The organism is Selenomonas sp. KH1T6 (assembly GCF_900108415.1).
GTDB classification, from domain to species: domain Bacteria; phylum Bacillota; class Negativicutes; order Selenomonadales; family Selenomonadaceae; genus Selenomonas_B; species Selenomonas_B ruminantium_A.
The window spans coordinates 1-12,879 of the sequence record NZ_FNWN01000055.1 but is presented as its reverse complement, the minus strand read 5'-3'; the positions used below and the strand labels follow the sequence as shown (position 1 = coordinate 12,879).

Genomic DNA, 12,879 nt, shown 5'->3' with positions numbered 1-12,879 from the left:
GCTTCAACCGCCAGCTCCGCAAGGTGACGAAATCCAAGTCCGTATTTCCGACAGATGACAGCTTGCTGAAAATGCTCTACCTTGCCATGATGGACATAACGAAGAAATGGACAGGCCGCCGCCAGGATTGGAGCATTATCCATGCCCAGCTGGCCGTCTATTATGAAGACAGGCTTCCGGAATAAAAAATCTGCACGTTCAAGGATTTCTTGACGTGCAGAGAGAAATATGGTTGGTATTAGTGACAAGGGCTTAAACCTCTTGTTTTAATAACAATTTTACATCACGATATGGAGTTTACACAGAATTTGGGACAGCCTCCGGCCTGTTTTCTTTGACTTGAAGCGTGGCTTGCCAAAATGCTTCCTATTGTTCCAGAAATTGTTGTATGCCTTGTTCAGGTTCATCTGGGCATTGGCAAGAGCAAGGCTGTCAACCTCTTTCAGCCATGGGAATTCTTCCTTGTACTGTGCAGGGGTATTGTTCAGCTTCTTGCCAGTTTCCTTGTAATGGTCAAGGCGGTCTCCAAGCATTTTGTTATAGATGAATCTGGCACAGCCGAAGGTCTTGGCAAACATAATCTTCTGTTCAGTTGTTGGGTAGAGTCTGTATCGGTATGCCTTATTCACTATAATCACCGCCTCTCACGTATAATTTTATCACAAACGAGTCACAAAACAATTGTCTGGCTTCAATTACTTACGTAAATTCGCCAGACCCGCCTTCATCCCCCACCTAAGAGGTGGAGGACTTCTGGCGTACTAGGTTAAAAATTGCTATCTGTACTTAAGACTGTGTTGACTGGCAGGATTTGCCATGGCAAAAGGCGAATCTTCCTGATGTTGGATTCCTGTGTGTGTTGCAGAATAGAAACAGGGGACAGGGTTATATGGGAGGTATGAAAGTATGAAAAATTGGTTTGCAAGCTTGCAGAATATTGGCAAAGCCCTTATGCTGCCGATTGCCGTTTTGCCGGCAGCGGCGCTGTTGCTGCGCCTGGGGGCACCGGATGTCTTGGATATTCCTGTGGTCATGAAAGCGGGGGGCGCTGTTTTTGACCATCTGCCGCTCATTTTTTCCATAGGCATTGGCGTGGGGATTGCCAAGGACAACAATGGTGCAGCCGGACTTTCGGGAGCCATTGGCTATCTCATTCTGACCACTGTGCTCAAATCCATTGACGAGACCCTGAACATGGGAGTTCTTGCGGGCATCATCAACGGCCTCATGGCCGGATGGCTTTATAATCGTTTTCATACGGTCAAACTGCCGGAGTATCTGGGGTTCTTTGGCGGGCGTCGTTTCGTTCCCATTGTTACTGCAGTGGCAAGCTTGATGGCAGGCATTGTGTTCGGCGGTGTCTGGGGCCCTTGCCAGATGTTCATTCAAGGGGTTGGCGAATGGATCATCGGCGCAGGGGCTATGGGGGCCTTTATTTACGGTGTTTTGAACCGTCTCTTGATTCCTGTGGGGCTTCATCATATCCTGAACAGCTTCATATGGTTTGTCTTTGGCGAATACACGAATCCGGTGACAGGTGTGGTGGCAACTGGTGACCTCAATCGCTTCTTTGCCGGAGATCCCTCCGCAGGCGTGTTTATGGCCGGGTTCTTCCCCATGATGATGTTTGGCCTTCCGGCAGTTGCCCTGGCCATGTATCGTGCGGCAAAGCCGGAAAATCGCGCCAAAATCGGCGGTATGCTGGCCTCTGTGGCCTTTACCTCTTTCCTTACGGGCATTACCGAGCCCATTGAATTCATGTTTATGTTCCTTGCGCCGGCGCTCTACATCATGCACGCCCTCTTGACGGGAGTTTCCCTGGCGGTTACAGCTTCCCTTGGCGTGTTGGATGGCTTCGGTTTTTCGGCAGGGCTCATTGACTATGTGATCAACTGGGGACTTGCTACCAAGCCTGAATTCATACTGGTGGTTGGCGCAGTGTTTTTCGTCCTTTACTATGTGATATTCAGCTGGGCAATCCGTCGTTTCGACATCCCTACAATTGGCCGCTATGATGAGGAAACGCCTGTTCCTGACCAGCCCGTCACTTTGAGCGAGCTTTCCGACCAGATCCTTCTGGCCCTGGGGGGGCATGAAAACCTTGAGGAAATCTCCAATTGCGCTACCCGGCTTCGTCTTGTTATCAAAGATCTTTCCCAGATGAATGAAGAAGGACTTCGGAAGATCAACGGTGTTCGCGGCGTGATTGCCAAGGGGAATTCCGTACAAGTCATCATCGGTACCCATGTGGAGCACGTTGCTGATGAAATCAAGGCATCTGCCGGCTATCATAGAAACTGAAGGAAGAATATGCTCTCGTGAAAGGCAGGTGAATGGGACAGGCTGGCAGGAATGAGCATATTGCAGAGACTGGACGGAAGCAGTATATTTGCTCCCGGGATGAATGTTTTTTGGCATTTTTTGAGGAGAGATTAAGCATGAAAAAAATTTTGGCAGTATTGTGTGCGGTACTTGTTATGTCACTCTTTAGTGTTGCCAGTGCCCAGGAGGGGGATGCAACGCCGGAATGGATGCAGAATCTGCCCCAGGCTAAGAATGCGAAACAGATGTTCATTGTGGCTGGTGTGGGCAAGACGACGGCCTGGGTCTCTATGCACGAGAAGGACAAGAATGGCAACTGGCATGAGCTCATGACAACTCCTGGCTTCATCGGCAAGGAAGGCTTGGGCAAGACCAAGGAAGGGGATGGCATGACCCCGGTGGGGACCTTCCACTTTACCAAGGCTTTTGGCATTGCGCCAGATCCTGGCTGCGCCATTCCCTATATCCAGGTGGATGAAAATATCTATTGGTCCGGAGATGTACGCCCTGGCATGAAGTACAACGAGATGGTGGACATCCGCAAGATGCCTGGTCTTAATACTGAGGACAGCGAGCATATTGTGGATTATGATCCCCATTATACCTATGCCATGAACATCAGCTACAATGAGAAGGGCACGCCTGGTCTTGGCTCTGCTATTTTCCTGCACTGCTTTGGCCCCTTCAAGCCTTATACTGGCGGCTGTGTGGCTATTCCTGTGGAAAAACTTCGCTTTGTGATGCAGAAGGTTAGCCCTGATTGTGTGATAATTATCGATAGCCTTAAGAACCTCTCACCGGAAACTGCTGCAGCCTGGAAGATCTGATTAGTTTTCAGGAGCTCTTAAATACAACCAACAGCCAAAGGGCGGCCGTCACTATGCGGCCGCCCTTTGGTTGTTGGTCATAAGTTTTCACAATGCGGAATTGCCAAGGGCAGGAAATGTGAACGTATATGTAGAAATTGAGCAAAAAGTGGAATCCATATCTTGCAGGGGAGGAATTGATTGTGAAGAAGCAGGTCTTGGCTGTTGCGTTGGCAGCTGCATTAGCCGCCATGACAATGCCCTGTGGGGCTGAGGGAGTTGCCGCAGATGATCTTCTGAAACCTGCAGAAGCGCAGCTGCTCAGCGAGGGAGAAGATACAAGATGTGAGGTGGAGTACAGAGCTTACCGCGGGAAGCATGGCTCTATGTTCCTGTCCAAAGGGGATAAGATCGCCGTTATCTCGCCCTCCGCCCTTCCCAGCCAGGAACAGGTGAAGGCAGTGGTCACGGGACTGAAAAAATGGGGCTATGAGCCGGTAGAGGGAAAGTATGTATGCGTTGAAACGCGGACACTTGATGATATTTGCAGGGACCTGGAGTGGGCCCTGAAAGATCCTGGGATAAAGGCCATCTTCTGCGTGCGTGGCGGCTATGGCGCCTCAGAGGTGACGGACATTTTGCCTGAAGGCCTTATCAAGGATTCTGGCAGGCTTATCATAGGCTACAGCTATATAACTGTGTATCACTCGGCCTGGACCGTTGAGGGGCTGCCTTCCATACATGCCAGCATGAGCGCTGCCTTCGATAATTTCCCGGCCAGCTGCCTGAAGGCAGAGGAAAACCTCCTGAAGGGTGTCATTCCTGCCTATACCTGCGCAGGGAGCAGCTATTGCAAGCGGGGTAAGGCCAAGGGTATCCTGATTGGCGGCAATCTGTCAACTTTCACGTCTGTCCTGGAAACGGCTTACGACTGTACCAGAACGGGCCAGCCCTATATCCTTTTCCTGGAAGATGAGAGTGAAGATGTGCAGCATATTCACAGGTATCTCACGATACTGAAGCATACAGGTGTTCTGGACAGGGCAGCCGGCATCGTATTTGGCGAGTGGACGGAACTTCCTGCCAGCATGGCCGATTACGATGGCAGAAGCCGTGGCGGAGAGTTCAGCTCTGTGGCAGACATGATTGCCAGGCAGTTTGTGCCTGACCTGGATGTTCCTGTGGCCTTCGGCTTTCCTGCAGGACATGGTGGCGTCAACTATCCTCTGCTCATGGGGGAGATGGCAGAGCTGAAGGTGGGGCCTGACAGCTACAGCCTGGTCTGTGGCACATCCAGGTAATATATGTTACCTGGATGTGCCAGAGCAGGGAGAAGGGAGTAGCAAACTATGCCTGGCCATACTTCATTCTGCTGGTGATGGCTGCTCTTTTCAGAATTGTCAAGGCAAGGAAGGGCGACTAGATATGAGAAAATACTTTTTTGCAGGCCTGTCCCTGGTGCTGGCCCTGGCTTTGCTGGTCATTGCCTACGGCGCCTATCTGAATGAGCGGGGGGAAAGCCAGATAAGCCTGCGCATGGAGGAGCGGCGGGCGGAGCTGGTGGGGGCGAAAGCTGTCAGGCGGGAGCTTCATCCTCAGGTGAAGTTCTCTGCCGTGAACCTGTACTCCACCAGCGTGGCAGATGCCGTGGCCCTCACCGATGGTCGGATTGTGGCAGCCTATACAGCTGCCAATGCCTACGTCCACCAGGGGGATGTTCTTTTCCGTCTGGAAAACGAGAACATCGCTCTTTCCATCCAGGAGGCGGAGGCAGGCATTATGAGTGCCAACGCTGAGCTGGCCCGTGCTACCAACAATTATGACCGCTACAGCAAACTGCTGCAGATAGATGCTGTCTCCAGCCAGCAGTACGATGAGGCACAGGCTGCCTATTTGGCTGCCCAGGCCAATCTCAAGGCAGCGGTGGCCAAGCGTGATATGCTGCTGGTAAGCCAGGCGCGCTGCGAGGTGCGCGCTCCCATTGACGGCATAGTGCGCATCCTTTACCGCCAGCCGGGGACCTATGTACCCAGCGGCACGTCCCTGGCCCTCATTGGCAATTACAATGAGCTGTATTTTTCCCAGCAGGTCAGCGATGCCAAGGCCCAAAGGCTGCAGGCAGGAGAGGAAGGGGAGTTCATCTTCCCAGGCAAGGAGTTCAAGGAGCTGGAGAATGTGGCAGGTGAGGCAGCCACGGAGCAGGCCTTCCATGCAGTGCTGGCAGAGATTGCCCCGCCCCTTCACGAGCCTGCCGCTGCCCGCACCCTGCTCTGGCAGATAGATAATCCCCTGGGGCTGCTCACGCCCCAGACCTATGGCACAGCCTACCTGCGGCTGGGGGTGAAGGCAGAGGTTCTCTGCATTCCCCTTGCGGCCCTGACGGACAAGACCAGACAGGCGGTTTTTGTCTACCGGGATGGCCTGCTTGAAAGAAGGGCTGTCACCACAGGCCGGGATGATGGGGATTATGTCGAGATTCTGGGCGGGCTGGAGCCCGGGGATATTGTCATCATTTCCGGGGCAGAGAATTTGCAGGATGGCATGAAGGCTGCAGTGGAGCTTAGGGGTGAGCAGGATGGCAGATAAAGGAAACAGCCAGGACGGGAGAAGTTTTTTCAACCAGGAGGCTCTGGACAAACTGCGTTCTCCGGAGAAGCTGGATACCATGGTGCACATTACGGGGCCTATGGGCTGGATGGGGCTGGCGGCCGTCTGCATACTTTGCTTCTCCATCGTCCTCTGGTCCATCTACGGTTCATTTACGGAAAAGGCCGAGGGCATGGGCCTCATTATGGATGTCTCCGGGGTAAGGAGCGTTTCCCATGCGGCGGCCGGGCGCATTACGGACATTTACGTGAAGACTGGCAGCCAGGTACACGCAGGGCAGCTTATAGCCCATATGGAACAGCCGGAGCAGTCGGCAGATACTCGCATGGCCCAGTACGGTACAGGGCTGGCGGCCAACGACCGGGATGTGCAGTCACGGGTCTACCAGTATGATGCCAAAAGACAGCAGCAGACGGCCAACGAGGACATCTACTGCGAATATGACGGCATTGTGGACGAGGTCATGGCCACTGAGGGACAGATTCTTTCGGCAGGAGCGCCCATATGCACGGTGCGCCTCACCGAGGAGCGCAAGGACCTTTCCGGGATTTTCTATATTCCCGTGGACAAGGGCAAGCGGGTGGTGCCGGGCATGACCATCCAGCTGGCTCCCAATGGGGTGGATGTGAGCCAGACCGGCAGCCTCCTGGGGGTAGTGGAGAGCGTCTCCCAGTATCCCATTTCCTCCGCTGGCATCGAAAAGGGCCTGGGCAATGCCCAGCTGGCCCAGTATGTGCTATCCAAAGACGGCGGGGCAGCGGTGGAGGTGAAATTCAGCCTGGTGAAGGATGCCTCCTCGGAATCCGGCTATCTCTGGACTTCCGTGGTGGGGAAACACACCCCCATCACTCCGGGCAGCTACTGCACGGGGGCAGTGGTCATTGAGCGGCAGATGCCCATCGAGAAGGTATTTTACAAAATCAGCCAGTGGCTAAGGAGCAGGTAGCATGGGGACAAAAGTATGGGAGACCCTGAAAAATAAATACTTTTCCCAGGGGCGCCGGGTCAAGACTCCCACAGTGCTCCAGATGGAGGCGGTGGAGTGCGGTGCCGCGTCCCTGGCCATGGTGCTGGCCTATTATGGCAAATGGCTGCCCTTGGAGCGTCTGCGCCAGGAGTGTGGGGTTACCAGGGACGGCAGCAATGCAGCCAATATCCTGAAGGCAGCCCGCAGGCTGGGCTGCGAGGCCAAGGGCAAGGCAGGACGGCCCAAAGGACTTCTGAAGCAGGAATTTCCCCTGATCCTTTTCTGGGAGTTCAACCATTTTGTGGTCATGGAAGGCTTCAAGGGGAATACGGTCTTTTTGAATGACCCAGCCCTGGGCAGGCGCAGTTTGGAATGGCAGGAATTCATGACTTCCTACACAGGCGTGTACCTGAAGATTGCCCCTGGTCCTGATTTCAAGCGGGAAGGACGTCCTTACAGCATTGCCAGGGCCGTGGCCTCAAAGCTTATGCAGGACAAGTGGGCGGTGCTTTTCCTGTTGCTCCTGGGCCTCTGCATGGTGCTTCCGGGACTGGCGGAGCCGGTCTTTAGCCAGATTTTTTTTGATGACATTTTTTCCATGAAGCATCCCGACTGGACCCAGTATCTTCTGTTGGCCATGGGCGGGGCGATTCTTTTGAACGGCATCATGACCGCCATGCGGGCCTCTGTATTGCTGGACTGGCAGAAGAAGCTGACCCTGGCGGATTCCTCCGCCTTCTTCTGGCATGTGCTGAGGCTGCCCATCACTTTCTTCCAGCAGCGCTATGCAGGGGAAATCGCCTCCCGCATCCAGTTCAACGAGAGCAACGCAGATGTGCTCTCCGACCAGGCGGCAACTTCCCTGCTGGACTGCCTGATTGCTCTTTTCTACCTGGCACTGCTGCTCTCCTACAGTGTGCCCCTTACTTTGATAGGTGTTTCCATCAGCGTAGTGAATGTCATGGTCTTTTTCTATATGCGACGAAATATGACGGACATCATGATGCACATGCAGCAGGAAAAGGGCAAGGAGTACGGCACTCTCATGGGGGGATTGATGATAATTGAAAGCATCAAGGCCAGCGGTACGGAAGGGGACTTCTTTGCCAAGTGGGCAGGCTATCAGGCCAAAGGGCTCATGGCCATGCAGAAAATGCAGTTCTGGGCCCTGAAGGTGAAGCTTCTGCCCACTCTGCTGTCGGGGCTTACCAGCGCCATGATTATGGCTGTGGGAGGCTTTTCTGTCATGGAAGGGGTCATGACCGCGGGCATGTATATGGCAGTTTCCAGCCTACTGCCCAAGTTTCAGGAACCTATGAACAAGCTGCTGGCTTTCGGCAATATGCTGCAAACCACAGAAATGCAGATGCGTCGCCTGGATGATGTGTGGCGCTATGGGATTGACAGGCTGAACTATCCTGAAAAGCCGGTCCCCATGGAAGAAGGGAGCCTACGTCTGACAGGACAGCTGGAGCTGAAGGACTTGAGCTTTGGCTACAATCCTCTGGAACCGCCCCTGCTGGAGCATTTTGACCTTACCCTGGCCCCCGGGCAGTGGGCGGCGGTGGTGGGTTCTTCCGGCAGCGGCAAGTCCACCCTGGCCAAACTGGTGGCGGGGCTCTATGAGGAATGGTCGGGAGAGGTGCTGCTGGATGGCAAAAGGCGGCGCGAAATCCCTCGGGAGGCCATTGTCAGTTCCATGGCCATCGTTGACCAGGACGTTTTCCAGATGACGGGGACCGTGGCAGAGAACATTTCCTTTTTCGATAAGTCCCTGCCCAAGGAGGACATCATGAAAGCGGCCCAGGATGCCTGCATCCATGAGGACATCCTGAAGCTGAACGGAGGCTATGAGTCCCAGGTGGCCGAGGGTGGGCTGAACTTCTCCGGGGGCCAGCGTCAGAGGCTGGAAATCGCCCGGGCCCTGGCGGGGAATCCCTCCCTGCTGATACTTGACGAGGCTACCAGTGCCATCGACCCCTTGACGGAGCAGATCATCCTGAAGAATATCCGCCGCAGGGGCTGTGCCTGCCTGCTGGTGGCCCACCGTCTTTCCACCATACGGGAGGCAGACGAGATCATCGTCCTGGAGTATGGCAAGATTGTGCAGAGAGGCACCCACCGGGAGCTTATAGCAGTGGAAGGCCCTTACCGCCGTCTGGTGGAAGAGCGTGAGGCAGAGGAAGATACAGATGCCCTTGACTAGCTTTGAGGAGTTGAAGAATAGATGAAACTTTTAGCAGGTCAGCGCGCGAAGCTCATCGAGGCGGGCAGGGCTCTTCTGGTGAAGCAGGGCAAGGTTGAGGCCTATGCCCTGATGGAGGAGGGGGGCCACCGTCTCTTTCTCATGGAGCTGGCAACTGGGGATGCTGCCTTCCATTCTGCCGATGAATTCGGGGATATCACCATAGAGATATATGCCCTGGAGGATGCGGAGCTGGAGGAGCTTACCTTGGCAGAGCTGCAGCCAGGGACATTGTTGCCCTTGATGCACCGCTGGTTTCAGGAGCTTATCTGCCTGCCCTGGCTGCGCCTGATGGCCGACCGGGGGGACGAGATTCTGAGGACCTGGGCAGATGGCTCGGTGCTGGGTCAGGCGGGGCAGCAGCTGGAAGAACTGCTGGAGGAATTTGAGGAAAACCAAAGCATTTTTGCCATGCTGGCCGGGGTGCGCTTTGCCGCCCAGGATGAAAAACTGGCCCGCCGCCTCATGGCACGCAGGAGGCATAAGCGACGCCTGTTGGACGAGACCGTAGCCAATCTTTTAGGGGAGGACTGGGTCTCGGTGTCCGGCAGCGGTCAGGGAAGCGCCAAATTGGAAGAGGCCGTCTTCCTGGTGCGGGCTGTGGCCCATCATCTGGGCATGCCCGAGGAAGACATTGCCCTGAACAAGGAGACGGCAGAAAAGCTGGATTCCTTGGGGGTGCTGCGCCGTCTTGTAGCCAAGGGCGGCATGGAGATGCGCCTGATACGGCTGGAAAAGGGCTGGGAAGGCTGGGACTGCGGGGCCATGCTGGGCTATTTCGGCGAGAAGAAACAGCTGGCAGCCCTGCTGCCCGATTCGCCCTCCAGCTACAGACTGGTGACCAGGGGAAATATGGAGGGCGTGACCCTCACCTCTGAAATGGCCCAGAGTGTCTCAGGAGATGCCTTTCTTGCCTATCCGGGACTGCCGGACAAGAAAATGGGGAGGCTGGACCTCCTGCGCTTTGTGGCGCGCCATACCTGGCAGACGGACTGGAAAACCGTCATTTTGGCTGGTCTTTTCATGGGGATTATCCCTCTGCTTATGCCCATTGTCACAGAGACCATGTTTCAGGACCTCATTCCCATCCTGGATCGCAAGGGGCTGGCTACGGTGACCCAGGTAGTGCTTGTGGCAGGCTTTACCACGGCGGCTCTCGGCACCGTGCGCTCCCTGGCTGTACTGCGCCTGACAGCTATGGGTTCCCTGCGGGGGCAGGCGGCCCTTTTCGGGCGGCTGCTGAAGCTGCCGCCGGGCTTTTTCCGCCGCTTCCAGTCGGGGGAACTGGCGGAGAGGATGCAGGGGCTGGACAGGTCTGTCATGCTCCTTAGCAGCGAATCAGTGGGGGCACTGCTCTCCTTTGTCTGCTCCTTCTGGAGTCTGGGGCTGATGTGCTATTACAGCATGAAGCTTACGGGCATTGCCCTTTTGGTCTGGCTGGGTTACCTGGCCATTTCAATTTTCCTGCTCTACCGTCTGACTAGAGCCCAGCGGGATATGACCACAGCCAGCAACAAGACCTCCGGCATTCTGGCCCAAATCTTTGCGGGCCTGGCCAAGTTCCGCACCAAGGGTGCAGAGGAGCAGGCCTACCATCTCTGGGGTGGGCAGTTTGCCATTGAGCTGGGCCATAATATCCGGGCGCGCCGCCTGAAGAACTTCGGCACGGTCATAGCGGCTATGCAGCCCATGCTGCTGACACTTATCCTTTACTATTATGGCCTGATGGAACTGGCCACCTCCCAGAGCGGCGGCGGGGCTGCCGCCGAGGCGCTGGGTCTGGGAGCCAAGCCCATGACGGCTGCTACCTTCATCGCCTTCCAGGCCGCCTTCACTGCTTTCAACGCTTCTCTGGTGGCTGTCATGCCCATTTTGGAAAGCATGTCTGTCATCAAGCCCTACCTGGATAATCTCCTGCCCATTCTGGAAGAGGTGCCTGAGACCTCTGAGGAGCGTCAGGAAGCTGGTGTGCTCTCCGGGGCCATCGAGGTGAGGAACCTGACCTTCGGCTATCTGCCCGAGAGCAAGGTGCTGGATGACGTGAGCTTCCGCATTGCCGCGGGAGAACAGGTGGCTATCGTGGGGAAATCCGGCTGTGGCAAGTCCACCCTGATCCGCTTGCTGCTAGGGTTTGAGATGCCCCGGCAGGGAGCAGTCTACTATGACGGTCAGGACCTTTCAGAGCTTTCCCTGCCCTCGGTGCGTTCCCAGATGGGAGTGGTGCTGCAGAATGGGCAGCTCATGAGCGGCGACATCCTGCACAACATCATTGGCACTAATAACCTTACTCTGGATGATGCCTGGGAGGCGGCGGAAGCGGCAGGCATTGCCGAGGATATCCGCCAGATGCCCATGCAGATGAATACCATGGTCAGCGAAGGCAGCACGAATATTTCCGGGGGCCAGCGCCAGCGCATCCTGATTGCCAGGGCCCTGGCCTTGAAGCCTTCCATTATTATCTGCGACGAGGCCACCAGTGCCCTGGACAACCGCACCCAGGCTATTGTGACCAGGAGCTTGGACAAGCTCCAAGCCACCCGCATCATCGTGGCTCACCGCCTGTCCACCATCCGCCATGCGGACAGGATTATCGTGCTGGACAAAGGCCGCATTGCTGAAACCGGCAGTTTCCAGGAGCTGGTGGAAAAAGGCGGGCTCTTTGCTTCCTTCGTGAAGCGGCAGGTGGCCTGAGAACAGGAAGGGACAGCTGTGATGACTGATTTTGCAAGTATCTACAGCAAATATTACAAGCGAATATATAACTATCTCTACGGGCAGTTCCTTCATCGCGAGACCGCCGAGGATGTGGCGGGCAGTGTGTTTCTGGCGGCTATGGAAAATCTTGAACGCTGCGGGCCGGCAAAGGGGAAGGAAGCCCCCTGGCTCTTTGCCATGGCAAGAAATATGGCGGTGAACTACCGTCTAAAGGCGCAATGCCGCCATGAGATAACTGTCTGGGAGATGCATGAGCGGACGGGCGATGATGCCGCACAGGAGGAGGGAACCTTGGAAAGCCCTTCCTCCTGCCGTGCCTGCCGAATTCTCCAAAAACTGACGGCCGAGGAGCGGGAATTTCTCTCCCTGCGCTACGGCCTCGGCCTAACCAATGAGGAAATTGGGCGGCTCCTGGGAGCAAGCCCCAACGCCATCAGCAACAGGTACACCCGCTTGCTGGCCAAATGCCGTCGGATTGACGAGGAGAAGCGGACATAAAAATTTTTTTCGGAAGCGACATTTTCGAGGCAGCTATCTTGTCTATATAAGTAAGAGGCCGATTCTGAAGGTGTGGCGGAGGGAGGGGCGGTCGTGGAAGAATATGAGAAGGAAATGGACAGGCTCTTTCGGGAAACTGACTTCGCCGCCGAAAATCCCGGCTTGAAGGAGCATTTGTGGCAAAGGCTGCAGGAAAAGACGGTCCAGCGCCAACAGGAGCCTTGGAAAAACATTGATGAGGACAGGGAACTTTCGGATGAGGAGCTGACCCGCCTGGCGGCGGCAGGAAATTTTTCCATTGTAAAGAAACCTTAATTTATGTATTCGTTAGAGAAAGGAGTAGGAAAACAGTATGAAAAAGTTTGATCCGAATGTCCAGGGAACTTACGAGCAGATGAAGAAGGCTATGGCCTGCCAGAGTGTCGAGGAACTTCTGGAACTGGCGAAGGATGAGGGCTACGACATGACGAAGGAAGAGGCGGAGAAGTATTTCGCCCAGCTTTCCGAGATAGATCTGAGTCCGGAAGATCTGAAGCAGGTTGCCGGTGGCACTTTTCCTCCTGATCCCACCTCCCTAAAAGTAAGGAGGGACAGAAGCTGGTAAGCCGCACGAATCCAAGAGAATCTGTTGAAGCGCTTACAAGAAATCTGTGGCTGAAGAACAAAAGCGTAACGAGGGGATAAGTCCATGAAGATTTGTCTACGTCGCAGATTGTCAG

Annotated in this window: 11 protein-coding genes and 1 pseudogene; 11 read left to right on the top strand and 1 reads right to left on the bottom strand. The window is 55.1% G+C overall.

Annotation, left to right across the window (positions count from 1 at the left end; all coding sequences use genetic code 11):
* A pseudogene (locus BLW59_RS16410) lies at positions 1 to 185 on the top strand (IS256 family transposase); the annotation flags it as partial.
* Between the two features lie 93 nt (positions 186 to 278).
* Here BLW59_RS16410 and BLW59_RS16405 read toward each other — a convergent pair.
* Complete coding sequence (locus BLW59_RS16405; RefSeq protein ID WP_318258717.1) at positions 279 to 629, bottom strand: RNA-guided endonuclease InsQ/TnpB family protein; 351 nt, start codon at positions 627 to 629, stop codon at positions 279 to 281.
* A gap of 277 nt (positions 630 to 906) precedes the next feature.
* On the opposite strand from BLW59_RS16405, the gene nagE reads away from it, so the two are divergent.
* From nagE to BLW59_RS16355, 10 genes are all read left to right on the top strand, one after another.
* A complete protein-coding gene (gene nagE / locus BLW59_RS16400; protein ID WP_074698860.1) occupies positions 907 to 2,301 on the top strand; it encodes an N-acetylglucosamine-specific PTS transporter subunit IIBC in 1,395 nt (464 codons plus the stop codon).
* 137 nt (positions 2,302 to 2,438) lie between these two features.
* On the top strand, positions 2,439 to 3,149 hold the full coding sequence (locus tag BLW59_RS16395) for a L,D-transpeptidase family protein (protein WP_074698862.1): 711 nt from the start codon (positions 2,439 to 2,441) through the stop codon (positions 3,147 to 3,149).
* 182 nt (positions 3,150 to 3,331) lie between these two features.
* Positions 3,332 to 4,429 (top strand): S66 peptidase family protein, encoded by a 1,098-nt coding sequence (locus BLW59_RS16390; RefSeq protein WP_074698857.1) that lies wholly within the window; start codon positions 3,332 to 3,334, stop codon positions 4,427 to 4,429.
* 124 nt (positions 4,430 to 4,553) lie between these two features.
* Positions 4,554 to 5,714, top strand: a complete 1,161-nt coding sequence (locus BLW59_RS16385; RefSeq protein ID WP_074698854.1) for an efflux RND transporter periplasmic adaptor subunit — start codon at positions 4,554 to 4,556, stop codon at positions 5,712 to 5,714.
* A complete protein-coding gene (locus BLW59_RS16380) occupies positions 5,704 to 6,681 on the top strand; it encodes a biotin/lipoyl-binding protein (RefSeq protein WP_074698851.1) in 978 nt (325 codons plus the stop codon). Before BLW59_RS16385 ends, BLW59_RS16380 begins: the two co-directional genes overlap by 11 nt.
* Before the next feature lies 1 nt (position 6,682).
* Positions 6,683 to 8,908, top strand: a complete 2,226-nt coding sequence (locus tag BLW59_RS16375) for an NHLP family bacteriocin export ABC transporter peptidase/permease/ATPase subunit (RefSeq protein WP_074698848.1) — start codon at positions 6,683 to 6,685, stop codon at positions 8,906 to 8,908.
* A 21-nt stretch (positions 8,909 to 8,929) separates the two neighbouring features.
* Positions 8,930 to 11,638: an NHLP bacteriocin export ABC transporter permease/ATPase subunit gene (locus tag BLW59_RS16370; RefSeq protein WP_074698845.1), complete on the top strand. Its 2,709-nt coding sequence runs from the start codon at positions 8,930 to 8,932 to the stop codon at positions 11,636 to 11,638.
* Between the two features lie 21 nt (positions 11,639 to 11,659).
* On the top strand, positions 11,660 to 12,160 hold the full coding sequence (locus BLW59_RS16365) for an RNA polymerase sigma factor (protein WP_074698843.1): 501 nt from the start codon (positions 11,660 to 11,662) through the stop codon (positions 12,158 to 12,160).
* A 93-nt stretch (positions 12,161 to 12,253) separates the two neighbouring features.
* The gene (locus tag BLW59_RS16360; protein ID WP_074698840.1) at positions 12,254 to 12,475 is read left to right on the top strand and encodes a hypothetical protein; all 222 of its coding nucleotides are present in this window, start codon (positions 12,254 to 12,256) and stop codon (positions 12,473 to 12,475) included.
* A gap of 37 nt (positions 12,476 to 12,512) precedes the next feature.
* Complete coding sequence (locus BLW59_RS16355; RefSeq protein WP_074698838.1) at positions 12,513 to 12,764, top strand: Nif11-like leader peptide family RiPP precursor; 252 nt, start codon at positions 12,513 to 12,515, stop codon at positions 12,762 to 12,764.
* Positions 12,765 to 12,879 lie beyond the last annotated feature (115 nt).

Excerpts from the sequence above, each read along its gene's own strand:
- BLW59_RS16380 (WP_074698851.1), top strand. The coding sequence starts at position 5,704 with ATGGCAGATAAAGGAAACAGCCAGGACGGGAGAAGTTTTTTCAACCAG.
- BLW59_RS16355 (WP_074698838.1), top strand. The coding sequence starts at position 12,513 with ATGAAAAAGTTTGATCCGAATGTCCAGGGAACTTACGAGCAGATGAAG.
- nagE (WP_074698860.1), top strand. The coding sequence starts at position 907 with ATGAAAAATTGGTTTGCAAGCTTGCAGAATATTGGCAAAGCCCTTATG.
- BLW59_RS16395 (WP_074698862.1), top strand. The coding sequence starts at position 2,439 with ATGAAAAAAATTTTGGCAGTATTGTGTGCGGTACTTGTTATGTCACTC.
- BLW59_RS16365 (WP_074698843.1), top strand. The coding sequence starts at position 11,660 with ATGACTGATTTTGCAAGTATCTACAGCAAATATTACAAGCGAATATAT.
- BLW59_RS16375 (WP_074698848.1), top strand. The coding sequence starts at position 6,683 with ATGGGGACAAAAGTATGGGAGACCCTGAAAAATAAATACTTTTCCCAG.
- BLW59_RS16370 (WP_074698845.1), top strand. The coding sequence starts at position 8,930 with ATGAAACTTTTAGCAGGTCAGCGCGCGAAGCTCATCGAGGCGGGCAGG.
- BLW59_RS16385 (WP_074698854.1), top strand. The coding sequence starts at position 4,554 with ATGAGAAAATACTTTTTTGCAGGCCTGTCCCTGGTGCTGGCCCTGGCT.